The following is a 22,998-nucleotide window of genomic DNA, read 5'->3' as shown; positions in this document are numbered from 1 at the left end:
CAGGTTCCGCAGACCATGCTGTCCCTGCTGCGTTAATCGCAAAATTAGTAATAAAGAAGGGCGCCGCTTGTCGGCGCTTTTTTATTTTATATATCGTTTTTTTTGCCGACGAAAATTACATAAAAAAGATAAAAAGCATTAAAGAGTTCGGCGACAGCGTCGATAACAATTTAGACGGTGATGAAGCCGCTGGCCCATGCCGGAATATAAATTTCTCAATGAAGGATAACTATCATGGCTGTTATTAATACTAACACCCTGTCGCTGACTACTCAGAATAACCTGACCAAATCTCAGGCTTCTCTGGGTACTGCGATCGAGCGTCTCTCTTCCGGCTTGCGTATCAACAGCGCGAAAGACGATGCTGCTGGCCAGGCGATTGCTAACCGCTTTACTTCCAACATCAACGGCCTGACCGTTGCTGCCCGTAACGCCAACGACGGTATCTCCCTGTCGCAGACGGCTGAAGGCGCGTTGAGCGAAATCAACAACAACTTACAGCGTATCCGTGACCTGACCGTTCAGGCGCAGAACAGCTCCAACTCTGCTTCTGACATCGACTCCATCCAGGCTGAAGTTAACCAGCGTATGGAAGAAGTTAACCGTGTTACCACCCAGACCGACTTCAACGGCATCAAAGTGCTGAACACCGGTTCCGGTACCAGCAGCTACAACTTCCAGGTTGGCGCAAAAGACGGCGAAACTATCTCCATCAGCCTGGATTCTTCAGATTCCTACAACCTGTTCAACGCGACAGGCGCAACAGCGTCTACCGGTGGCGTGGTTAACGGCAACGCACGTGCGACTGCGGCTGAAGGTTTCGACGTACTGAGCGGTACTGTTGATGCCACTGGCGGCACCAACGGCGGCCCGCTGGCAGATATCGATGCGGCAATCAAAGCGGTTGACTCCCAGCGCAGCCTGCTGGGTGCGTCCCAGAACCGTTTCGAATCCACCATCACCAACCTGAACAACACCGTGAGCAACCTGACGTCTGCTCGTAGCCGTATTCAGGACTCCGATTACGCGACCGAAGTATCGAACATGTCCCGCGCGCAGATCCTGCAGCAGGCCGGTTCTTCCGTACTGGCTCAGGCCAACCAGGTTCCGCAGACCATGCTGTCCCTGCTGCGTTAATTCGCAACGGATTAAAAAAGGCATCTTCGGATGCCTTTTTTTATGTCCAATCGTCAGATATAGCGCCTTTTCTACTGGCTGTTTTTCCTCTCGATCTTTCCTTACTCCCCCACAATATTGCATAACGACAGAAACGCCCTTTGATAGCCCCGGCCAACAGGCCCGGCGTGCTGAGGATGAGAGATGCGAAGCCTATTAATTAGCGTTGATAAATTTGACGCCTTTACGCCCCATACCAACGAATTACTCGATATTGCCGATGTGCTGCTGGCACAGAACTGGCGGGTAGATCTCATCACCAGTAGTGCAGGAAAGGCACTGAACGCGGAGATCGATCGCCTGAAGGCGACAGGGCGCTTTGGGTTGGTGACCGACCAGCAGGGTGAGCCAGACACGCAATATGATGTTATCTGGATCTATCGCGGTTTCTTCAGCGATAAACTGCTCGATGCGATCGCTACTGAACGTCTCCGCGGCGCGATGATTTTCCGCCATTTCAACGACTATAACGATCTCTATATTCCCTGGGGCGTGGCGCTGGAAAACCAGTTCGCAGCACTGACGCTCGATCTCTCGCCGCGCACTTCCGCGCTGCTGCTGCAAACCGGTGTGGAAAGCACTCAACTGAAAAACTTGCCGTGGACGGTTCCGGCGCGTTTCAGCCAGTATGTGCGCACCCGCGAATCGTCGACGCTGGCGCGCGCAGTCTACATTGCGCCGAAAATGTCGGCGGAGATGTACGAAGTGCAGCAGCGTGCCCGCGAAGCTGGCGTTCAGATAGACTGGCTGGATCTTAACCAGCAAGCGCAGCGCATCGATCCGGCCTGGCTGGAGCACTATGACGTCGTGATCGGCAATGATGATAGCGTGGCGAAAGCGTTGACACTGGGGATCCCGCTGTTTCTGGTGAACGAGGGCTATGTCGAAGGCTATCTGAACGACGCGAACGTCGCCCGCCATGAAGCCGAGCATTTCTGTGCGCTGTCGCTGCGCAACTGCCCGGATGCCGATGAGTGGGTTGAGATGCTGCAAAGCGGCTACGCCAGCGCACTGGCGTGGACTCAGGCGCAGCGCGCGGATCTGGCGGCGAAATGGTCGCTGGAGACCGCGCTGGATGCCATCGTAAATGCGCCGCTGGTAGCGAAGACACGCCAGCTTGATGAAAAATCCCGCTATGCGCTTAATTTTCACAGTAAAGCGGTGCTGGCACAGCAGCAAACCTCCGATTACTCCTTTACCCGTTGGCTGGACGATCGCCAGATCAGCGAAGCGCGGCGGGAAGCGCTGCTCACTTTTGCCCGGGCGTACCCGGATAAAGCCAGCATTGGCGTCATTATCCTTGGCGACAATCAGGCCAGCGCACGCACGCGGGCGTCGGTGGAAAGCCAGTCGCTGACGGCCGTCAGTCTTGATGTGATTGCCGATGATACCGCATGGCCTGCTGCGGCCAATGCGCTGCTGCAAGCGCGTAGCGCCGAAGCGATGTTGCTGATCCCCGCAGGTTTTACACTGCGTGACGACGCGCTGCTGCGTTTTGCTGAGCAACGTATGAACCAGCAAAATGCCGGGCTGTTTTACTGTGATGAAATGACGCGGGCGGAAAACGGCGAACCGGTATTCACCCTGCGTCCAGGCGTCAATATCGATCTGTTGCGCGGTGTACCTTATATCGGTCAGACGGTACTTTTTTCGCGGGAAATTGCCTTGCAGGTGGGAGGATTCAGCGGTCATTATCCCCACGCGGCGCATATCGATTTGCTGTGGCGCTTTGTCGAAGGACAGGGCGCAGGCGCCGTGGGCCGTGTGGCGGAAGTGCTGGTGGAAAACCCGCATCCGGTAACCCACTGGAGCGAGGCGGCAGAGGTGGTCGCTGAATGCGAGCAGGCGTTGCTGGCGCATCTGCAACGGCTGGGAATTAACGCCACGCTGGAAGAGGGATTAGCGGAGAACATTAAACGCCTGCGCTATCAGTGGCAGGCGATGCCGCTGGTGTCGATCATTATTCCGACCCGCGATCGCTTTGCGCTGCTGAAGCGCTGCATTGAAAGTCTGATGGAAAAGACCCGCTATCAGCGCTATGAGCTGCTGATCGTTGATAACCAGTCGGTGGAGGAGGATGCCTGCCGTTTCCTCAACGATCTGGCGGCGCTGGGGCTCGATCAGGTGCGCATTCTGCGTTACGACGCGCCCTTTAATTTCGCTGAAATCAATAATGCCGCCGCGCAACAAGCGCGTGGCGATGTGCTGGTGTTTCTCAATAATGACTGCGAAATTATCGACGGTAACTGGCTGGATGCGCTGCTTGAACATACGCTGCGCCCGGAAGTAGGGCTGGTGGGCGCACGTCTGGAGTATCAGGACGGCCGTATTCAACATGGCGGCTATTTAGTCGGCGTGCAGCACGGTGTTGATGTCGCCTTCGATGGCGCTGACGGGCAGAGCAATGGTTTTCAGCACTTTCTGAAAACGCCGCGTAACCTGGCTGCGGTGAGCGCCTCCTGCATGATGGTGCGTAAAGAGGTTTTCTTCTCCTTAAACGGCTTTACCCAGGAGCGTTATCCCCTCTATTTCGCCGATGTGGATCTGGGGTTGCGCGCGCAGCAGCAGGGATATCTCAATGTCTGGACGCCTTACGCCCGCGTGAAACATATGGGCGGCGCGACACGTTTATTCGGCAACAAAATTGGCGTGCAGGAGCGTCCGTTGTTGCAGGACTATACGACGCTGCGCGGTGAGTGGCAGCAGGGGTTGCTGAATGAACCCTCGTACCATCCGCTGATGCAGAAGATGGGCAAAGCCTTCACGCTGAGCGCAAGTATTGCGCGGTTGCACCAGCCGCTGCCTGGCCGCCCATTGCCGGTGGTGTTAGCCCATCACATCAACTGGGTCGGTGGCGGCCATCACCGGGTGATGCAACCGTTCAAAGCGCTGGAACGCCATTTGATGATCGAAGGCGGGCTGACGAACACCATTCCCGGCCTGATGGAAGCGGCGCAAATGCGGCCGGATGTGATTCTGCTTGAGCTGATCACCGGCAGCCGCTTCCCGGATATCATGAAGCAGTTACGCGATGTCAGCGGCGCGAAAATCGTGCTGGAATATGATGATTACCTGCTGAACGTGCCAATGAAAAACGGTAACCGTCAGCACTTCCCGCCGCAAATGCTGAAAAACTTCCGCAAAGTGATGGACACCGCCGACTGGGTTGTCGTTTCTACTGCGCCGCTGGCTGAAGCCTACAGCCGATTCCACAGTGATATTCGCATTGCGCAAAACCGCCTGGCACCGAATCAGTGGGATCACCTGCTCAGCGCCCGTGGAACCGGGAAAAAAGTGCGCGTCGGTTGGGCCGGAGGCAGCTCGCATACTGGCGATCTGGAGATCCTGTTGCCGCTGATCAAAGAGCTGGAAGGGCAGGTGGAGTGGGTGTTTATGGGCATGAAGCCGCGCAACGTGCTTTGCGAATTCCACCCCGGTGTACCGTTTGAAATGTACCCGGAGAAACTGGCCAGCCTGAATCTCGACCTGGCGCTGGTGCCGCTGGAAATCAACCAGTTCAACGAATGCAAGAGCAACCTGCGTTTGCTGGAGATTGGCACCTGCGGTGTGCCGATCATCGCTACCGACATTGAGCCTTATCGCTGCAATCTGCCGGTGACGCTGGTGGCGAACCGCTTTAAAGACTGGATGAACGCGATTCAGGCGTACATTCACGATCCGGCGTTACGCGAGCGGCAGGGTGATGCGCTGCGTGCCGCCGTGCGCAGCGACTGGTATCTGCGGGATGCCGGGCTCGATGACTGGCGTCAGGGCTGGTTACCGGCCGACAAGTAAAAGAAAAGGCGCTGCGAAGCGCCTTTTTTGTTGCCATCGGCTGTTATGCCCGGAGAAACATTAATCCGGTAACCAGAGTTGCGCCTGGCGCAGCAGGCTTTCGCCGTTCCACATACCGTTTTCCAGCACGTACAGACGCAAATTATCGCCAAGTTGTGCCGCCATCGCCGCATCAAGCAGATGGTTTTCAATGGCTTCGCGCCAGCTTCTTGCGCGATTTTCGACGCGCGTAACGCCAGCAATGCTCTGTGTGCTGATGATATCGCTGCAAATCACCGGCACACCGCAGGCGCCATATTCAAGCAGACGTACCGGGCTAAGCGCCCGGTTCCACGGCGTATCGGCCAACGGTTCCACGGCGAGATCGAGATTCAGGCTGGCCAGCTTTTTCGCAAAATGCTGCGGGCGAACCGGGGCATGGAATTCGCTGACCCACTCCTGAAGGGAAGGCGGACAGTAGCCATAGAACACCCATTCAACCCGATCGGCTAACTGGCTGACCAGTTTATGAATTAGCTCCAGATCGCCGGTATTCGCCGCGGTTCCGCACCAGCCGATGCGCGGTTTCTTACCCATGCCACGCTGGCTGGATAACCCCGACCATTGCTGTGGCGAAAGTAGCGTTGGCATCACGCGGATGTCGCTGTGCAGCCCTGCGCACTGTTCGGCCAGCTCGTTACTGGCGACGATCAGGCGATCCACATGCGCCAGCGTACCGCGCAGCGCGGCGAAAATATCCTGTGGCAGATCGTTACGTTCCTCGGCATTGACCGGTAAGCCAGGCAACCAGCAATCCAGATCGAAGATTTTAAACATCGATGCTGCCTGCGGCAGACGGCGCAACCACTCCTGCGCGCCATCACTGATTTGTCGATGGACGATCAGGGCATCCGGCGCAAAACGACTGATATCGGTATAGGTGCTGGGATGATAATTAATTTGCCCTTCGACGACGCCCGCGCTATTCAGTAATGCTAACGGCGCATCGAGGCGCAACCGGCTGCCGGGCTGGCTTTGCAATGGAAAGGCGATCAAACGTGGCAGCGGCTTCCAGTGCAACGGCTGCCAGCTTTTATTACTGCTGGCTTCAAACTGGAATCCCGCGCCATCCAGCGACAGATTAGGGTTATAGGCCGGATCGTTAGCGATAAGCGGCATCCATTTGGCGTACATGGCGTCCTGCTCGGCCATAAAGCGCTGACGTTTTTTCTCCTGCACGGTCTTATCGACCTTCTTCTGGCTAACGCTGCCTTCGTGCATTACCAGTGCATGCGGTGTCCACACTGTCAGATAGCCCGCTTCACGCACCTTCAGGCACAGATCGACATCGTTATAGGAGACAGTGAAGTTCTCTTCATCGAGCCCGCCGACCTGTTCATAGACTGATTTGCGGATTAACAGACACGCGGCAGTGACCACGTTGTAATTCTGGTCAACCAGCAGACGATTCATATAACCGGCGCGGTTGTTTTCGCTGCCGATAAAGGGATGATCCGCCGGGCCACGCAGCCCCAGCACCACGCCCGCATGCTGGACTTTACCGTCCGGGTAGAGCAGTTTCGCGCCGGTGATCCCCACTTCCGGGCGTAACCCATGATTCAGCATATGATCCAGCCAGTTTTCGCTGATCACTGCCGTATCGTTATTCAGCAATACCAGATATTCACCACGCGCTTCCCGTGCGGCCATATTGTTGATAGCGGAATAGTTAAACGGATGCGGATAGCGCAATACGCGAATGCGTTCAGGATCGATAGTTGAGATCCCCTCCAGCCACTGCAATGCTTCCGGGGTCTCGCTGTTGTTATCAACAATCAGCAGTTCGTAATTCCGGTAACGCGTCTTCTCCAGCAGGCTGGTGACGCAGGTACTCAGAATAGTAAGCTGATCTTTGGTCGGGATAATAATCGAGACCAGCGGTTGTTGCTGATGGTTATAACGCAGGGCATACAGCCCCGGATGCGTAGCCACTACCGTACCCTGTGCATAGCCGCGATTGTGCAGATGCTGGGTTAAAATCGCCTGTTCTTCCGGTTGGCTGACCTGCACTGGCGGATGGCCAACCACAAACGGTTCCGGCAGATGACCAGCAAAGCCCATCCCTTTTTGTTCAATCAGACGAACAATAAACTCGAACTGCCAGGCCTGCGGATACGTCGGGTTAAACCCACCCGCTGCCAGAATCGCTTCACTGCGGAAAATCCAGTGGCGAGCCATCTCTGCCGGGTAGCTGAGCAGTAAATCGAGGTTGAAATCCGGGCGCATCGCCGTGGTGACAATTTCGCCGTTCTGCATGTAGAACTCATCGCCATAAATCGCATCGCAGGCGGAGGCGCCATCCAGCGCCAGATCGAACATCAGCATGCCGCTCTCAAGCAGCACTTCACCAGCATCCATGAACATCACCCAGTCAGACGGCTGGCTGGCGATGTACTGATTGATGATACCAATCTGATTATCTTGTCGCACGATGAGCGTCGGCGCAGGAAGAGCGGCGCTCTGCTCCGTGATGACCACCGGATTTAGCGTCAGCCCAAACCCGGCGTAGCGTTGCAGGCTTTGCAGTGTTGACGTGACAGCATCAGGATGATGTCCGTACTGCGAGATAAAAACGGTTAACGTTTGCTGCGTGTTGCGCGCCTGTTGGAAAGCTTCCACCAGCGGCCGGAACTGCGGTTGCAGGCGGCGTTCGTCGAGCCATTTGTTGATTTTGTTGCTGTAGAACCGGCGCACGGAGACTTGTAGAGAGTTATGCAGTGCATGCAGCAGGTTTTCCGTCTGGAAACGCTGCTCGCCGTGCATCAGCGCGACTTTGACCTTTTCATTCTCTTCTTTATTACCGCTGTACCAGCCCAGTTCTCTGACAATTTGCGGCATTCGGGTATAGGTTCTGTTAATGACATCGCCATATTTCCCGGTATGCACGAGCTGGCTACTCTGGTTCTCTGAGACGCGGAAAGCCGAGAGCGTTTCGGCGACAAAGGCCAGGTTGCCGAGGCGCAGTAACTTCAGATACAGCGTCATATCGGTCAGGAAGTAGAGATTCTCGCCGAGCAGGGTAAAGAGGTCATCACCGAAAGAGATCAGATCCTCGCGATAGCACAGCACGGAACTGGGCTCACCGATAAAGTTCACCGGATGGTCGGCGAAAAACTTCACCACGTCCGGACCATCGAGAATCACATCGGCGGTAAAAGGGAAGGCGGTCGCCGTAATATCGACCAGCGGGGTGCCATCTTCATCAACGCGAACACGACGCGCGGAAGCCATGCTGTTGCCCGGGGAGGATTCCAGCGCTGCAACGAGCCGGGTGATAGCGTGTTCGAACAGAATGTCATCATCGTAGAGAAACTTAATGTACTTACCGCTGGCCTGACGCACGCCAGCCAGCACGTTGCCTTCTTCCCATAAACGGACGCTATTTTTGGTGTAGTAGATAGGCGTTTTGGTCGTTAATGCATAACGCTCGCAGGTGAGACGAATGGTGTCGTCGTTACTGTCGTCATAAATAATGACTTCGCAATTTGGCCAACTCTGATTGAGCGCGCTGGCGAGCGTTGTCGCGAAGAATTCGGGCTTGTAAGTCGGGATAACGATACTCACCAAAGCGTATTCGTTCATTTTTTTTCCGTTATGCGGGCAGCAGTTTGAGCGCATCAACGCGCGATGCGGCAACGAGGTGATGACGGCCTGGTTTCTCAGGCGTGAAATTTCACGGATTTTCTTTATCTCGGCCAATAATAGCAAAGGGAGGCTGGTGTCTTGCGGGCTTAATTGGCATGGGAAATGCCCCTTGTTTACCCAATAGATTCACTTTGGTGCCTGTAACATCAAAGTCATCTCTGGCTTGTTCAGGTTCATTTTATGGACAATAACATCTTCGTCACCAGCCCTCTGTTGCCGCCTCTGGAAGAGTTTATTCCCTATCTGGAAAAGATTTGGCAGAACCGCATCCTCACCAATGGCGGGACATTCCACCAGCAACTTGAAGAAGCGCTGGCGGAATATCTGGGTGTGAAATATGTCTGTCTGTTCGCCAATGGAACGCTGGCGTTGTTGACGGCACTCCAGGCGCTGCGTATCACGGGTGAGGTGATTACCACCCCTTACTCGTTTGTCGCTACCTCACATACCTTGCTGTGGAATGGCCTGACGCCCGTTTTTGCGGATATCGACCCGCTGACCTACAACATCAACCCGGAACGCGTTGAAGAGCTGATTACGCCGCAGACGACGGCGATCATGCCGGTGCATTGTTATGGCGTACCCTGTGACGTGGAGAAGATCCAGCAGGTGGCGGATGTTTACGGCTTAAAAGTGCTTTATGACGCCGCGCATGCATTCGGCGTGAAGAAAAACGGCGTCAGCATCCTGAATCACGGCGATCTTTCGGTACTCAGCTTCCATGCCACGAAAGTGTTTAACACCTTCGAAGGCGGCGCGATTATCTGCCATGACGCGCGGACGAAGCAACGCATCGACTACCTGAAAAACTTTGGTTTTGCCGGTGAAACCCGCGTGGTTGCGCCCGGCATCAACGCCAAAATGAATGAAGTGGAAGCGGCATTCGGTCTGTTGCAGTTAAAACATATTGATCAGGCGCTGGCCGAACGCCAGGCGCTGTATCAGTACTATCTTGAGCTGCTCGATGGTGTTGCAGGGCTTAGCCTGCTTAACGTCCCCGATGATGTGATCTGGAACCACGCCTATTGTCCGGTGCTGATTGAACCTGAGTTTGGCATCAGCCGCAATGCATTATATGAAGCGATGAAAAACGAAGGCATCTTAACCCGTCGCTACTTCTACCCTTTAATTAGCTCCTTCAGCATGTATCGCGGTTTTGCGACCTCACAGAAAGAGCATTTACCCTGCGCGAACGATATCGCTGAGAAAGTACTCTGCCTGCCGATCTACCCTGGGCTTACGCGGGACGATCAGCAACGTATTGTGGATGTTATCCGCCGTATGGCGCTCCCTGTTGCAAACAATGTCGCTATGATTTCTGCGGGGGGCATATGAGCCAGCCAGCAACGGCGATGATCCTCGATGCCGGATTTGCGTCGCTACCTTTGCAGCAGGTGGTCAAAGCTGCGGGCTTTACCACACTGGTGTGCAGCGGCAAAGCGCAGGATGCGGGGATGAAGTTCGCTGATATTGCGCATGTGCAGAATTACGCAGACGCAGACGCAGTGCTGGCGGTGGCGCGCGAACAGAAGATTACGGCGATTTTGCCCGGCGTAACCGATGTCTCTTATCTGACCGGTAGCCGCGTGGCTGCCGAACTCGGGCTGGCCGGTTTTGATACGCCGGACGTCAGCGACACGCTGTTTCTTAAAGATCGTTTTCGCGTCTGGGCAGAGCTGAAAGGCTATCCGATTCCGCGCGCGGTTAACGAACCGGAAGCGGCGCGTGATTTGCCTTTCCCGCTACTGGTTAAGCCGATTGATGCCTATAGCGGGATCGGTATTACGCTGGTGCGCGAGGCGGGCGCCTTGCCGCAGGCGGTTGACCTGGCACGCGGCGCTTCCCGTAATGGCCACTGCGTCATCGAAACCTTCTGCGAAGGCGCGTTATACAGCCACTCGGCATTTATTCGCGGCGGTGAGATTGTCTGTGAATTTTTCGTCGACGAATATTGCACCGTTTATCCCTGGCAGGTGAACAGCAGTAGCCTGAGTCTGACGCTCGCTGAAACGATGCGCGATCGCGTCAGCGAATGCATGCAGACGCTGGTGCGGGAACTGCAACTCGTTGATGGCTTACTGCATACCCAGTTCATTGCCAATGAACACGATTTTTGGCTGATTGAGTTAACCCGCCGTTGCCCGGGCGATCTCTATTCGCGTCTGATTGAATTATCCACCGGTGAAGCCTATTCCGCCGGATTTGTCGCTCCCTTTATTGGCCGCGAATCCGCATTCAGTGTGCGTCGGCCCGAGCATCAACGAGCCATCGCCCGGCATACCATTTCCGGCGATGCTGAAAGTCACTTTGTTGGCTATTGCTTTGCTCCGCTGGCGGCGCGAATTATTGAGACTATCCCGCTGAAGTTACCCGGCGATCCTCTGCTGCCCGCGCCGCGCGACAGGGCGGGGCTGGTTTTTGCCGAGTTTGAGGATTTCGCCGAACTGGCGCGGCTGACGCCACAGCTCAAAAACTATTTTTCTTTTAAAACGATTTAAGGACTGGATTATGGCCAAGCCTTTGCGCCTTGCATTCATCGGTGGCGGTATCAATTCCGCTATCGGCATGACACATAAAATCGCCAGCCAGATGGACGGGCACTTCCAGTTGACGGCGGGATGTTTCAGCCGTGATGAAAGCATCAATCAGCAAACAGGAGCCGCCTGGGGGCTGGAGAATCACGCGATTTATCAGGATGCTCTATTGATGCTGGAAAAAGAGCATCAGCGCCTTGATGCGGTGGTGGTGCTGACGCCGACGCCTGCGCACCGCGACATTTTGCTGGCGTGTCTGGAGTATCCGTTGCCGATCATCTGCGAAAAGGCGATGGTGGCAACGGTAGGTGATGCGCAAGAGATTCAGCAGCGGGTTGATGAGGTTAATAGCCCGTTGTATGTGACGTTCAACTATACCGGCTATCCGATGGTGCGAGAACTGCGCCAGCGCCTGCTGAGCGGCGGGCTTGGGCGAATTCAGCAGGTGATGGTCGAAATGCCGCAGGAAGGTTTTAGCCGTTGTCGCAATGATGGCAGCGTGGCGTTACCGCAACTCTGGCGTCAAGTGGACGGCGAAATCCCGACGGTATCGCTGGATCTCGGGGTTCATGTGCACCAGTTGGTGGAGTTTCTCACCGACAAACAGGCGCTGGATGTTTACGCCGTCAACAGTACGTTTGCGCGTGTGCCGAACGTGGTGGACACCGTCAATATCATCTCACGTTATACCGACGATATGGTGTGTAACTACTGGTACGGTAAAGCCGCGCTCGGTTTTCGCAACGGTTTGCGGATCCGCATTTATGGTACGGAAGGCAGCGCCGAATGGTTGCAGATGGAGCCGGAGTATCTGCGACTCGCTGATATTCACGGCAATGTGCGTATTGTCGATCGCACGGCGGGTGATAACACCATTGCCAATCTGGATCGTTACTGCCGCTTTAAAGCCGGTCACCCGGCCGGTTTTATTGAAGCTTTTGCCAACTACTACTGCGATATAGCCGCCGCTTTGCGTGGCGAAGCAAACGGCTATGCGATTGGCTCTGCCACCGCATTGCAGGGATTGTCATTCCTGGAAAGCGCGAACAGAAGTGCGATTGCGCAGCAAAAAAAAGTGCTGTGATTGGCCTTTTAACGTCGCCCTGAAATCGCTTTTGTGTATGCATAATTGGCAAAGGCAAAAGCGATTTATAGATATTATCGATGAAATAGAGTGAATGTCCGCGTGCCGGATGATGACCTGCGGGTTATTTAGCGCAAAAAAGCGGAGACATTTTTGTTCCGTAAAAGCGAGACGGTCGATTATGAAGCAATAAAGGCGAAACCGTGTCCTGATGGTTATACGCTTTATGGTCATAATATCATCGAGTTAGACCGTGCGATGCAAAGAGATTTGCCTGGGAATTACATTCTGACTGTCTGCTATGCCCGCATCGAATTAGATGCGCGAGTAGTAAGAATGGAGAAAGTATTTTGCAGGGTGAATACTCATTGATTGATAGAAATATCGTTACGCTTTACGCCGCGGAATTTTGCCAGAAAAACAAACTGCTGCTGTGTGAATTTTGTCATTTTCCCGATGGCATAAAAGCCATGACAACCAGATTGTTTTTTTACGCTTCAGGGTGTGGATGCGCTAAGGGAGATTTCTGGTAGATCTTTTTCTACAAGCCCTTGTTTGTCAGAAGGTTTAGCATTCCTACAAGGTGATGAAGCGTACGTTTATTATTGTGTTGATGCTGGTGAGACGTTTCTGATGATACCGGAAAGCAATATGTTAAAAACGCAGCGAAAATTGTGGTCATTGAGGCGCAAGCAGAGAATTTTGTCGGACGAGCAAAACACCGGCGTAAATCACAAAAGTAAAAAAACGATCGCGATGTTTCAATTTATCTACAATATTTCAGATGATTATCGATTTTTCCTGCGCGGACACCATCCGGCGCTGGCTTTTGAGCGAGTATTATATGCATTGCCGTCGAAACGTGGGGCGTTATAAAGGCAAATAACCCCCCATTTCACCCACTATTCATCCGATTAAAACCACTCCAGAATCGGATAATCATGCCGATAACTCAATTAACGCAGGGCTGTTTATCGTGAATTCACTCTATACCGCTGAAGGTGTAATGGATAAACACTCGCTGTGGCAGCGTTATGTACCTCTTGTGCGTCACGAAGCATTGCGCCTACAGGTGCGATTGCCGGCGAGTGTGGAACTGGACGACCTGCTACAGGCGGGCGGTATCGGTCTACTGAATGCTGTAGACCGATACGACGCTCTGCAAGGAACGGCATTTACCACTTACGCAGTGCAGCGTATTCGTGGGGCGATGCTGGACGAATTGCGCAGCCGCGATTGGGTGCCGCGCAGCGTCCGGCGTAATGCCCGCGAAGTGGCGCAGGCCATGGGGCAACTAGAGCAAGAACTGGGGCGTAACGCGACGGAAACAGAAGTGTCGCAGCGCCTTGGGATTCCTGTCGAGGAATACCGTCAGATGCTGCTCGATACTAACAATAGCCAGCTTTTCTCCTATGACGAATGGCGGGAAGAGCACGGCGATAGTATCGAGCTGGTGACTGACGATCATCAACAGGAAAACCCGTTATTCCAGCTAATGGAAAGTAATTTGCGTCACCGGGTGATGGAAGCTATTGAATCTCTCCCGGAGCGTGAACAACTTGTCCTGACGCTGTACTACCAGGAAGAGCTCAATCTCAAAGAGATTGGCGCTGTTCTTGAAGTAGGGGAATCGCGGGTAAGCCAGCTCCATAGTCAGGCTATTAAGCGCTTACGCACCAAGCTGGGTAAGTTATAGGTTGGTGATCCTGCATCGCCCCTGGTAAATGCCGAACAACGCATTGACAACCAGGAGTTATCATGACGGTGCAGCAACCTAAAAGACGGCCTCTAAGCCGCTACCTTAAAGACTTTAAACACAGCCAGACGCATTGCGCTCATTGCCATAAGTTGCTCGACCGCATCACACTGGTCCGCCGGGGCGAAATCGTAAACAAAATTGCGATTTCCCGGCTGGATATGCTGTTGGATGAAGCGGCCTGGCAACAAGAGCAAAAAGAGTGGGTTGCACTCTGTCGTTTCTGCGGGGATTTGCACTGCAAAGAGCAGAGCGATTTCTTCGATATCATCGGGTTCAAACAATATCTCTTCGAACAGACTGAGATGAGCCACGGTACGGTGCGCGAGTATGTCGTGCGTCTGCGCCGGCTTGGCAATCATCTGAGCGAGTTAAACATCTCCCGTGATTTGCTCAATGAAGGGTTCCTCGACGAAAACCTGGAGCCATGGTTACCCGCGACCAGCACCAATAACTATCGGATCGCTTTGCGCAAATATGCTCAGTTTAAGACGCAGATGCGTTTTACGCCGATGCAAAAAATGGCTGTCGGCGCGAGATCTGATATATATTAAAAAAGAATAACATGTGGCGAGTCATTGCTTGTGATTACGTTTTTCCAGGCAATGCACTGCTGCAGCCAATTCTTTTATCGGGGTAACTATGAAACTAGCACTTCTGGGACGTCGGGCGCTGATGGCCGTTATGGCCGTCACGCTGGTGGCGGGGGTAAGCGCGAAAACATTCGCCGCAGAAAACCTGCTGAATAAAGTCAAAGAGCGCGGCACGTTGTTAGTCGGTCTGGAAGGCACGTATCCGCCGTTCAGTTTCCAGGGCGATGATGGCAAGCTGACTGGTTTTGAAGTGGAATTTGCCGATGCGCTGGCGAAGCATTTGGGCGTGAAGGCCTCTCTGAAACCGACGAAATGGGACGGTATGCTGGCCTCGCTGGACTCGAAGCGCATCGACGTGGTGATCAATCAGGTGACCATCTCCGATGAACGCAAGAAAAAATATGATTTCTCCACGCCCTATACCGTCTCTGGTATCCAGGCGCTGGTCAAAAAAGGCAATGAAGCGGGCATTAAAACCGCAGCCGATCTGAAAGGGAAAAAAGTCGGCGTTGGCCTGGGCACCAACTATGAAGAGTGGCTGCGCAAGAACGTTCAGGGCGTCGATATTCGTACCTATGATGATGACCCGACGAAATACCAGGATCTGCGCGTTGGCCGTATCGATGCGATTCTGGTGGATCGCCTTGCAGCGCTGGATCTGGTGAAAAAAACTAAAGATACTCTGGCAGTGGCTGGTGATGCGTTCTCGCGTCAGGAGGCCGGTGTGGCGCTTCGCAAGGGTAATGAAGATCTGTTGCAGGCAATTGATGCGGCAATCGCCGATATGCAAAAAGATGGCACGATGAAAGCGCTGTCGGAAAAATGGTTTGGAACAGATGTGACGAAGTGATCGTTCCTCGTTAAAAAAGGCGCTTAAAAAAGCGCCTTTTTTATTTCATCTCTGTAAATGTGCATAATAAAAACAATACACAACGTTATCCGGTCTTCGGAGGTTTTATGTCTTTGCACAACCTGACCCGCTTTCCGCGTCTTGAATTTATTGGCGCACCGACGCCGCTGGAGTACCTGCCGCGCCTGTCCGATTACCTTGGGCGCGAGATTTTCATCAAACGTGATGATGTGACGCCGATTGCGATGGGCGGCAACAAACTGCGCAAACTGGAGTTTCTTGCTGCTGATGCGCTACGTGAAGGCGCGGATACGCTGATCACCGCAGGCGCGATTCAGTCTAACCATGTGCGCCAGACCGCCGCAGTGGCGGCGAAACTGGGTTTGCACTGTGTCGCGCTGCTGGAAAATCCTATTGGTACGAAGGCAGAAAACTATCTCAGCAATGGCAACCGTTTGCTGCTGGATCTGTTCAATGCGCAAATTGAAATGTGCGATGCGTTGACCGATCCGGCTGCGCAACTGGAGGCGCTCGCGACGCGGGTCGAGGCGCAGGGCTTTCGCCCGTATGTGATTCCGGTCGGCGGTTCTAATGCGTTGGGTGCCATGGGTTACGTCGAAAGCGCACTGGAAATTGCCCAGCAATGCGAAGGCGCGGTCGCGCTGTCGTCGGTGGTGGTGGCTTCCGGGAGTGCCGGAACGCATGCCGGGCTTGCTGTCGGGCTGGAGCAGTTGCTGCCGGAGGTCGAGTTAATTGGCGTTACCGTTTCGCGCAGCGTGGCGGATCAAAAACCCAAAGTTGTAACCTTGCAGCAGGCGATCGCCCACGATCTGGAGATCAGCGCGAATGCCGATATTGTGCTGTGGGATGAATACTTTGCGCCGGGTTATGGCATGCCGAATGAAGAAGGGATGGAAGCCGTGAAACTGCTGGCGCGTCTGGAAGGGATTTTGCTCGATCCGGTCTATACCGGTAAGGCGATGGCGGGTTTGCTCGATGGCATTGAGCAGAAGCGTTTTAAAGACGATGGCCCGATCCTTTTCGTTCATACCGGCGGCGCGCCAGCGCTCTTCGCCTACCATCCGCATATCTGATCCGCAGGCAGCATACAGATGCAAGAGAGCTTACAGCTAGTTATCGATTCAGCCCCTTATCTGCTCAAGGGGGCTGTGTTCACGCTGCAATTGAGTATTGGCGGCATGTTTTTTGGTTTGCTGCTCGGTTTTGTGCTGGCGCTGATGCGAATGTCGCCGCTGCTGCCGGTACGCTGGCTGGCACGCTTTTATATCTCGATTTTTCGCGGTACCCCATTGATTGCACAGCTTTTTATGATCTATTACGGTCTGCCGCAGTTTGGCATAGAGCTGGATCCCATCCCGTCGGCAATGATTGGGCTTTCGCTTAACACGGCAGCGTATGCCGCGGAAACCTTGCGAGCCGCCATCTCGTCTATCGATAAGGGGCAATGGGAAGCGGCCGCCAGTATCGGCATGACGTCCTGGCAAACGCTGCGCCGCGCGATCCTTCCGCAGGCTGCTCGCGTGGCGCTACCGCCGTTGAGTAACAGTTTTATCAGCCTGGTCAAAGATACTTCGCTGGCGGCAACTATTCAGGTGCCGGAGCTGTTTCGTCAGGCGCAACTGATCACCTCACGCACGCTGGAGGTGTTCACCATGTATCTGGCGGCATCGCTGATCTACTGGGTCATGGCGACCGTGCTTTCCACGTTGCAGAACTATTTTGAAAACCAGCTTAACCGTCAGGAGCGTGATGCAAAATGAGTGCTATCGACGTTAAAAATCTGGTGAAAAAATTCCACGGACAAACCGTCCTGCACGGTATCGATCTGGAGGTACAGGAGGGGGAAGTGGTGGCGATTATCGGCCCTAGTGGGTCCGGTAAAACCACCTTGTTGCGCAGTATTAATCTGCTGGAACAGCCGGAAAGCGGGACGATCCGCGTGGGGGCAATCACCATTGATACCTCTCGATCTCCAGGCGAACAGAAAAAGGCTATCCGCCAGTTGCGCCAGCATGTCGGGTTCGTGTTCCAGAACTTCAACCTGTTTCCACACCGTACGGTGCTGGAGAACATTATTGAAGGGCCGGTGATCGTGAAGGGCGAAGCGAAAGAAGAGGCTTGTGCGCGGGCGCGTCAGTTACTGGAAAAAGTGGGGCTGAAGGGGAAAGAAGAGAGTTTTCCGCGTCGTTTGTCCGGCGGCCAGCAGCAGCGCGTTGCGATTGCCCGCGCGTTAGCGATGCGTCCTGATGTTATCCTTTTTGACGAGCCTACCTCTGCGCTCGATCCTGAACTGGTTGGCGAAGTGCTGAACACCATTCGCCAACTGGCGCAGGAAAAACGCACCATGGTGATAGTGACCCACGAGATGAGTTTTGCCCGCGATGTCGCGGACAGGGCGATTTTTATGGATCAGGGGCGCATTGTGGAGCAGGGGCCGGCGAAACTGCTGTTTTCCCAGCCGCAACATCCACGCACCAGGCAGTTTCTGGAAAAATTCCTGATGCAATAAACACGGCGCGATTCCGCCTGCCTGTTTTCTGAATTGCGTTAATTGACCTTAACCTAAATTTTTTTTGGGCGGAATTAATGGCGTGCCGATGCTGCGGCTATTTTTCGCGTATATCCCTGCAATTATCCAATAGCCGCGCAGTTTTTCCTGTAGGTTGCCAGCGTTAAATCCGGCAGCCTCTGCAACTTATTTCCACATTAGCCGATATTTTATATTTATAATTAAGTTTTATGTGTTAGCTTAATGTATACATAATAATGATTATTAAAACCAGGGGTATTACCGGTCGGTATGCAGGATAAAGAATTTTTTACCTGGCGACGCGAAATGATGTCGCGCTTCCAGGAGATGACAGCGGCTAAGGACGTTTATACAGAGTTACAGCGGCAGACACAGCTGCTGGAGTTTGATTATTTCTCACTGTGCGTTCGCCACCCAGTGCCCTTTACCCGGCCGAGGATTAGCGTTGAAACGACGTATCCGCAGGCCTGGATGCAGCAGTATCAGGCGGAGAATTACTTTGCCATTGATCCGGTGCTTAAAGCCGAAAATTTCATTCAGGGACATTTGCCCTGGAATGACAAGCTCTTCCAGGATGCGATGGTATTGTGGGATGCTGCGCGGGATCATGGCCTGCGAAAGGGGATCTCGCAGTGTCTGATGCTGCCTAATCATGCGCTGGGTTTTCTCTCGGTTTCGCGTAGCAGCCTGCTTGGTAAAATGATGCCTGAGGATGAGATTGAACTGCGGTTGCAGACGCTGGTGCAGCTCAGTCTGCTGGCGCTGACTCGACTGGAAGATCAGATGGTGTTGACGCCGGAGATGCGCTTCAGTAAGCGTGAACGCGAGATACTGAAATGGACGGCGGAAGGCAAGACCTCTGCGGAAATCGCCATGATTTTGTCGATCTCTGAGAATACCGTCAATTTTCACCAGAAGAATATGCAGAAGAAATTCAATGCGCCGAATAAAACGCAGATTGCCTGTTATGCTGCGGCGACCGGAATGATTTGATTATTCACTGCGACGAATCAGAAAGCAGCCGGCTGTCAGGTTACCTGCCAGCCGGTTTTTTATTACTGGCGGTAAGCTTGTTTAATTTGCTTAACAGTGCTGGAAAATACCGCTGCCTGAGCTTCATTTTCCATTTGTTCAATTTGCTTTTCCATTTTAATGATGACGCGGCCCGCATCCGCCTGGCCCATTGCCTGCAACATCAGCGTCAACAATGATTTCAGGCAAGCGACTTCCTGCGCCAGATCCTTTGCATTTTCAGCAGTGGAAAAATCAGGTGTGCTCAATTTATTTTCCTCGTTATGTAGCCGCGCCGTTGCGCGACGGTCACTGTCAAAGCGGCGGAGTATACCACAACCCGGCCAAAAGAATGCAGTGGTTGTTTTTTGATCGTTATTGTCTGGTTTATTAGATTAAACTTTTTGCAATAAATATCAGAATTTTCTATTAGCCAGGAATATATGTTTAAACCGCGTTTAAGCGTAGTTAATTGTTGTTACATGTTGCTCAGATAATTCTTGTGAAAGTAAAAGCCTTTTTGGCAACTTTATGAAAAATGCTGTTTAGACTTTCTTACGCAACGCCTTGAGAACATGGAAACACTTTCCACATCTTGTACAGCTTAATTTCCAGAAACGAGAACAAAATCGAAAAGTGCGGGTTATTTTACCTTTCATTATTGGGTGAAAAACCGTTAATATACGTTTAATTAGCTTTCAGCAGCGTTATCCCTCTTTTCGGAGATACTCCATTGATCAACGTACTACTTGTTGATGATCATGAACTGGTGCGCGCAGGGATACGACGCATTCTTGAAGATGTTAAAGGCATAAAAGTCACGGGTGAAGTCAACTGCGGTGAAGATGCCATCAAATGGTGTCGGGCCAATTCCGTTGATGTCGTCCTGATGGATATGAGCATGCCCGGAATCGGCGGCCTTGAAGCCACGCGTAAAATTGCGCGTGCTAACGTCGACACCAAAGTCATTATGCTTACCGTTCACACGGAAAACCCTCTGCCAGCGAAAGTCATGCAGGCGGGTGCAGCCGGTTATCTGAGCAAAGGCGCCGCACCACAGGAAGTGGTGAATGCCATTCGCTCTGTGCATTCCGGACAGCGCTACATCGCCTCTGATATCGCTCAGCAAATGGCACTCAGCCAGATTGAACCTGAAAAAACGGACTCGCCGTTTGCCAGTTTGTCTGAACGAGAATTGCAGATTATGCTGATGATCACGAAGGGGCAGAAAGTGAATGAGATTTCTGAACAACTCCATCTGAGCCCCAAAACGGTGAACAGCTATCGCTACCGAATGTTCAGTAAATTGAACATTCACGGTGATGTCGAATTGACACACCTCGCCATTCGCCATGGTCTGTGTAATGCGGAGACGTTGTTAAGTCAGTGACTGAAGTTTTCGATTCAAAAGCCTTCCTCAAAACGGTGACCAGCAAACCCGGCGTTTATCGTATGTATGACGCCGGTGGTACCGTTATCTATGTTGGTAAAGCGAAAGATCTTAAAAAGCGCCTTTCCAGCTATTTCCGCAGCAATCTTGCCTCACGAAAAACCGAAGCGCTGGTCGCTCAAATCCAACAGATTGATGTGACGGTAACGCATACCGAAACTGAGGCGCTGCTGCTGGAGCATAACTACATCAAGCTTTATCAGCCCCGCTATAACGTTTTGTTGCGGGATGATAAATCTTACCCGTTTATTTTCCTCAGCGGCGATACGCATCCCCGTCTGTCGATGCACCGCGGTGCGAAACATGCGAAAGGGGAGTATTTCGGCCCGTTTCCGAACGGCTATGCTGTGCGTGAAACGCTGGCGCTGTTGCAGAAAATATTCCCCGTTCGGCAGTGTGAGAATAGCGTTTATCGCAACCGCTCCCGCCCGTGCCTGCAATACCAGATTGGCCGCTGCCTGGGGCCGTGTGTCGCAGGGCTGGTCAGTGAAGAAGAGTATGCACAGCAGGTTGAGTATGTTCGCTTGTTCCTTGCCGGAAAAGACGATCAGGTGCTGACGCAACTTATCACCCGCATGGAGAAGGCCAGCCAGGCGCTGGAATTTGAAGAAGCCGCGCGCGTGCGCGACCAGATTCAGGCGGTACGGCGGGTCACGGAAAAACAGTTTGTCTCTAACACCGGCGACGATCTTGATGTTATCGGCGTGGCGTTTGATGCCGGCATGGCCTGTGTACACGTGCTGTTTATTCGCCAGGGGAAAGTACTCGGCAGCCGCAGTTACTTTCCCAAAGTGCCTGGTGGTACGGAGCTGGGCGAAGTGGTGGAAACGTTTGTTGGTCAGTTTTATTTGCAGGGCAGCCAGATGCGAACACTGCCTGGCGAAATCCTGCTGGATTTCAATCTCAGTGACAGAACGCTGTTGGCCGATTCACTCTCTGAGCTGGCTGGCCGCCGGGTTAATGTACAGACTAAACCGCGCGGAGATCGCGCACGCTATCTGAAGCTGGCGCGCACAAACGCTGCCACGGCGTTGAGCACCAGGCTTTCACAGCAGTCGACCGTTCACCAGCGTCTGGCCGCGCTGGCCAGCGTGTTACAACTGCCGGAAGTGAAACGGATGGAGTGCTTTGATATCAGCCATACGATGGGCGAACAAACAGTTGCGTCATGTGTGGTTTTTGATACCAATGGGCCATTACGCGCGGAGTACCGCCGCTATAATATCACCGGTATTACGCCCGGTGATGACTATGCGGCAATGAACCAGGTCCTCCGTCGCCGTTACGGCAAAGCGATTGAAGAAAGCAAAATCCCTGACGTGATCCTTATTGACGGTGGCAAAGGGCAACTGGGGCAGGCGAAGGCGGTTTTTGCCGAGCTGGATGTTCCGTGGGATAAGCACAAGCCGTTGCTGCTGGGTGTCGCGAAAGGCGCCGATCGCAAAGCCGGGCTTGAAACGCTGTTCTTTGAGCCGGAAGGCGAGGGGTTTAGCCTGCCGCCGGACTCTCCGGCGCTGCATGTTATCCAGCATATCCGCGATGAGTCGCACGATCATGCGATCAGCGGTCACCGGAAAAAACGTGCCAAGGTGAAGAGCACCAGCTCGCTGGAAACGATCGAAGGCGTAGGCCCGAAGCGTCGCCAAATGCTGCTGAAATATATGGGTGGATTGCAAGGGTTGCTCAATGCCAGTGTTGATGAAATCTCAAAAGTGCCGGGTATCTCGCAAGGACTGGCAGAAAAGATCTTCTACTCGTTGAAACATTAGGGGCTCTGTAGCAACATAGAGCGAAAATTTACGGACAACAGACAGTTAACGCCACTATGCGATTGAATATTCCTACGTTGCTTACCCTTTTTCGCGTCATCCTGATCCCTTTTTTCGTGCTGGCGTTTTATCTTCCTTTTTACTGGTCACCATTCGTTTGCGCGCTCATTTTTTGTATCGCGGCGATAACCGACTGGTTTGACGGTTATCTGGCGCGCCGCTGGAATCAGAGCACCCGTTTTGGTGCCTTCCTCGATCCGGTTGCCGATAAAGTGCTGGTCGCTATCGCGATGGTGCTGGTGGCTGAACATTATCATACCTGGTGGGTAACGCTGCCTGCGGCTACCATGATTGCCCGTGAGATCATTATTTCCGCTCTGCGTGAGTGGATGGCGGAGATGGGGAAACGCAGCCGCGTGGCGGTATCCTGGATCGGTAAAGTGAAAACCACCGCACAAATGATGGCGCTGGTAGGGCTGCTGTGGCGTCCAAATATCTGGGTTGAATATGCTGGTATTGCGTTGTTCTTCGTTGCTGCCGGGCTGACACTGTGGTCAATGCTGCAATATCTGAATGCAGCACGTGGCGATCTGCTTGAACCTTGATCGTATCGTCGTAATTTTCAGCAAACGATCCGGGTTTTGAAAAATATCGTTGACTCAGTGCGTCAGGTAAGTAGAATGCAACGCATCGGAAGGCAGCGTAGCTCGCCAGAAGATAGCAAAATCAAGTGATTAGAACAAAA

19 protein-coding genes are annotated in these 22,998 nt (G+C 53.2%); 17 read left to right on the top strand and 2 right to left on the bottom strand.

Annotated features, from left to right (window positions below; all coding sequences use genetic code 11):
- The 3 genes from DK872_RS27645 to DK872_RS21925 form a co-directional block, all read left to right on the top strand.
- The coding region (locus DK872_RS27645; RefSeq protein ID WP_237656235.1) for a hypothetical protein at positions 1-248 on the top strand (248 nt) is incomplete at its 5' end.
- The gene (locus DK872_RS21930; protein WP_007371515.1) at positions 235-1,137 is read left to right on the top strand and encodes a flagellin; all 903 of its coding nucleotides are present in this window, start codon (positions 235-237) and stop codon (positions 1,135-1,137) included. The genes DK872_RS27645 and DK872_RS21930, both read left to right, overlap by 14 nt.
- A 183-nt stretch (positions 1,138-1,320) precedes the next feature.
- Entirely contained in the window at positions 1,321-4,971 is a 3,651-nt protein-coding gene (locus DK872_RS21925) for a glycosyltransferase (protein WP_161518840.1), read from the top strand.
- Positions 4,972-5,031: 60 nt separating this feature from the next.
- On the opposite strand, the gene DK872_RS21920 is transcribed toward DK872_RS21925, so the two are convergent.
- Complete coding sequence (locus tag DK872_RS21920) at positions 5,032-8,592, bottom strand: glycosyltransferase (RefSeq protein ID WP_071920990.1); 3,561 nt, start codon at positions 8,590-8,592, stop codon at positions 5,032-5,034.
- A gap of 243 nt (positions 8,593-8,835) precedes the next feature.
- Between DK872_RS21920 and DK872_RS21915 the strand changes: the two genes are divergently transcribed.
- The 11 genes from DK872_RS21915 (at position 8,836) to sdiA (ending at position 19,016) form a co-directional block, all read left to right on the top strand.
- On the top strand, positions 8,836-9,990 hold the full coding sequence (locus DK872_RS21915) for a DegT/DnrJ/EryC1/StrS aminotransferase family protein (protein WP_071920989.1): 1,155 nt from the start codon (positions 8,836-8,838) through the stop codon (positions 9,988-9,990).
- The gene (locus tag DK872_RS21910) at positions 9,987-11,153 is read left to right on the top strand and encodes an acetyl-CoA carboxylase biotin carboxylase subunit family protein (protein ID WP_144135955.1); all 1,167 of its coding nucleotides are present in this window, start codon (positions 9,987-9,989) and stop codon (positions 11,151-11,153) included. Before DK872_RS21915 ends, DK872_RS21910 begins: the two co-directional genes overlap by 4 nt.
- A 10-nt stretch (positions 11,154-11,163) precedes the next feature.
- Positions 11,164-12,273 carry a Gfo/Idh/MocA family protein gene (locus DK872_RS21905; RefSeq protein WP_161518839.1) on the top strand — a complete coding sequence of 370 codons (1,110 nt, stop codon included), beginning with the start codon at positions 11,164-11,166 and terminating at the stop codon, positions 12,271-12,273.
- A gap of 651 nt (positions 12,274-12,924) precedes the next feature.
- Positions 12,925-13,149 carry a hypothetical protein gene (locus tag DK872_RS21900; protein ID WP_007371522.1) on the top strand — a complete coding sequence of 75 codons (225 nt, stop codon included), beginning with the start codon at positions 12,925-12,927 and terminating at the stop codon, positions 13,147-13,149.
- A gap of 100 nt (positions 13,150-13,249) precedes the next feature.
- The gene (locus DK872_RS21895) at positions 13,250-13,969 is read left to right on the top strand and encodes an RNA polymerase sigma factor FliA (RefSeq protein WP_007371523.1); all 720 of its coding nucleotides are present in this window, start codon (positions 13,250-13,252) and stop codon (positions 13,967-13,969) included.
- A gap of 62 nt (positions 13,970-14,031) precedes the next feature.
- Positions 14,032-14,583 carry a flagella biosynthesis regulatory protein FliZ gene (gene fliZ / locus DK872_RS21890; RefSeq protein ID WP_007371524.1) on the top strand — a complete coding sequence of 184 codons (552 nt, stop codon included), beginning with the start codon at positions 14,032-14,034 and terminating at the stop codon, positions 14,581-14,583.
- Positions 14,584-14,671: 88 nt separating this feature from the next.
- A complete protein-coding gene (tcyJ, locus tag DK872_RS21885) occupies positions 14,672-15,472 on the top strand; it encodes a cystine ABC transporter substrate-binding protein (RefSeq protein WP_035887547.1) in 801 nt (266 codons plus the stop codon).
- 107 nt (positions 15,473-15,579) lie between these two features.
- On the top strand, positions 15,580-16,566 hold the full coding sequence (dcyD, locus tag DK872_RS21880; protein WP_079517749.1) for a D-cysteine desulfhydrase: 987 nt from the start codon (positions 15,580-15,582) through the stop codon (positions 16,564-16,566).
- 18 nt (positions 16,567-16,584) lie between these two features.
- Entirely contained in the window at positions 16,585-17,253 is a 669-nt protein-coding gene (gene tcyL / locus DK872_RS21875) for a cystine ABC transporter permease (protein WP_007371527.1), read from the top strand.
- Positions 17,250-18,002, top strand: a complete 753-nt coding sequence (tcyN, locus tag DK872_RS21870) for an L-cystine ABC transporter ATP-binding protein TcyN (protein ID WP_007371528.1) — start codon at positions 17,250-17,252, stop codon at positions 18,000-18,002. Before tcyL ends, tcyN begins: the two co-directional genes overlap by 4 nt.
- 291 nt (positions 18,003-18,293) lie before the next feature.
- Positions 18,294-19,016, top strand: a complete 723-nt coding sequence (sdiA, locus tag DK872_RS21865; RefSeq protein ID WP_007371529.1) for a transcriptional regulator SdiA — start codon at positions 18,294-18,296, stop codon at positions 19,014-19,016.
- Positions 19,017-19,078: 62 nt separating this feature from the next.
- Here sdiA and DK872_RS21860 read toward each other — a convergent pair whose 3' ends face one another.
- Entirely contained in the window at positions 19,079-19,303 is a 225-nt protein-coding gene (locus DK872_RS21860; protein WP_007371530.1) for a DUF2594 family protein, read from the bottom strand.
- 464 nt (positions 19,304-19,767) lie between these two features.
- On the opposite strand from DK872_RS21860, the gene uvrY reads away from it, so the two are divergent.
- The 3 genes from uvrY to pgsA are packed head-to-tail and all read left to right on the top strand — an operon-like array spanning position 19,768 to position 22,858.
- Positions 19,768-20,424 carry a UvrY/SirA/GacA family response regulator transcription factor gene (uvrY, locus tag DK872_RS21855; RefSeq protein WP_007371531.1) on the top strand — a complete coding sequence of 219 codons (657 nt, stop codon included), beginning with the start codon at positions 19,768-19,770 and terminating at the stop codon, positions 20,422-20,424.
- The gene (gene uvrC, locus DK872_RS21850; RefSeq protein ID WP_007371532.1) at positions 20,421-22,253 is read left to right on the top strand and encodes an excinuclease ABC subunit UvrC; all 1,833 of its coding nucleotides are present in this window, start codon (positions 20,421-20,423) and stop codon (positions 22,251-22,253) included. The genes uvrY and uvrC overlap by 4 nt, the downstream gene beginning before the upstream one ends.
- Positions 22,254-22,309: 56 nt before the next feature.
- Positions 22,310-22,858 carry a CDP-diacylglycerol--glycerol-3-phosphate 3-phosphatidyltransferase gene (gene pgsA, locus DK872_RS21845; protein WP_007371533.1) on the top strand — a complete coding sequence of 183 codons (549 nt, stop codon included), beginning with the start codon at positions 22,310-22,312 and terminating at the stop codon, positions 22,856-22,858.
- The last annotated feature ends 140 nt before the right edge of the window (positions 22,859-22,998 follow it).

This window comes from Kosakonia sp. MH5, assembly GCF_009935945.1.
GTDB classification, from domain to species: Bacteria; Pseudomonadota; Gammaproteobacteria; order Enterobacterales; family Enterobacteriaceae; genus Kosakonia; species Kosakonia radicincitans.
Note: the sequence above shows the minus strand (reverse complement) of the source record. Positions and strands in the feature narration are given on the sequence as shown.

What these genes read in the sequence shown, in the direction of transcription:
- DK872_RS21930 (WP_007371515.1), top strand. Translation starts at nt 235, where the DNA reads ATGGCTGTTATTAATACTAACACCCTGTCGCTGACTACTCAGAATAAC.
- DK872_RS21925 (WP_161518840.1), top strand. Translation starts at nt 1,321, where the DNA reads ATGCGAAGCCTATTAATTAGCGTTGATAAATTTGACGCCTTTACGCCC.
- DK872_RS21920 (WP_071920990.1), bottom strand. Translation starts at nt 8,592, where the DNA reads ATGAACGAATACGCTTTGGTGAGTATCGTTATCCCGACTTACAAGCCC.
- DK872_RS21915 (WP_071920989.1), top strand. Translation starts at nt 8,836, where the DNA reads ATGGACAATAACATCTTCGTCACCAGCCCTCTGTTGCCGCCTCTGGAA.
- DK872_RS21910 (WP_144135955.1), top strand. Translation starts at nt 9,987, where the DNA reads ATGAGCCAGCCAGCAACGGCGATGATCCTCGATGCCGGATTTGCGTCG.
- DK872_RS21905 (WP_161518839.1), top strand. Translation starts at nt 11,164, where the DNA reads ATGGCCAAGCCTTTGCGCCTTGCATTCATCGGTGGCGGTATCAATTCC.
- DK872_RS21900 (WP_007371522.1), top strand. Translation starts at nt 12,925, where the DNA reads ATGTTAAAAACGCAGCGAAAATTGTGGTCATTGAGGCGCAAGCAGAGA.
- fliZ (WP_007371524.1), top strand. Translation starts at nt 14,032, where the DNA reads ATGACGGTGCAGCAACCTAAAAGACGGCCTCTAAGCCGCTACCTTAAA.
- tcyJ (WP_035887547.1), top strand. Translation starts at nt 14,672, where the DNA reads ATGAAACTAGCACTTCTGGGACGTCGGGCGCTGATGGCCGTTATGGCC.
- dcyD (WP_079517749.1), top strand. Translation starts at nt 15,580, where the DNA reads ATGTCTTTGCACAACCTGACCCGCTTTCCGCGTCTTGAATTTATTGGC.
- tcyL (WP_007371527.1), top strand. Translation starts at nt 16,585, where the DNA reads ATGCAAGAGAGCTTACAGCTAGTTATCGATTCAGCCCCTTATCTGCTC.
- tcyN (WP_007371528.1), top strand. Translation starts at nt 17,250, where the DNA reads ATGAGTGCTATCGACGTTAAAAATCTGGTGAAAAAATTCCACGGACAA.
- sdiA (WP_007371529.1), top strand. Translation starts at nt 18,294, where the DNA reads ATGCAGGATAAAGAATTTTTTACCTGGCGACGCGAAATGATGTCGCGC.
- pgsA (WP_007371533.1), top strand. Translation starts at nt 22,310, where the DNA reads ATGCGATTGAATATTCCTACGTTGCTTACCCTTTTTCGCGTCATCCTG.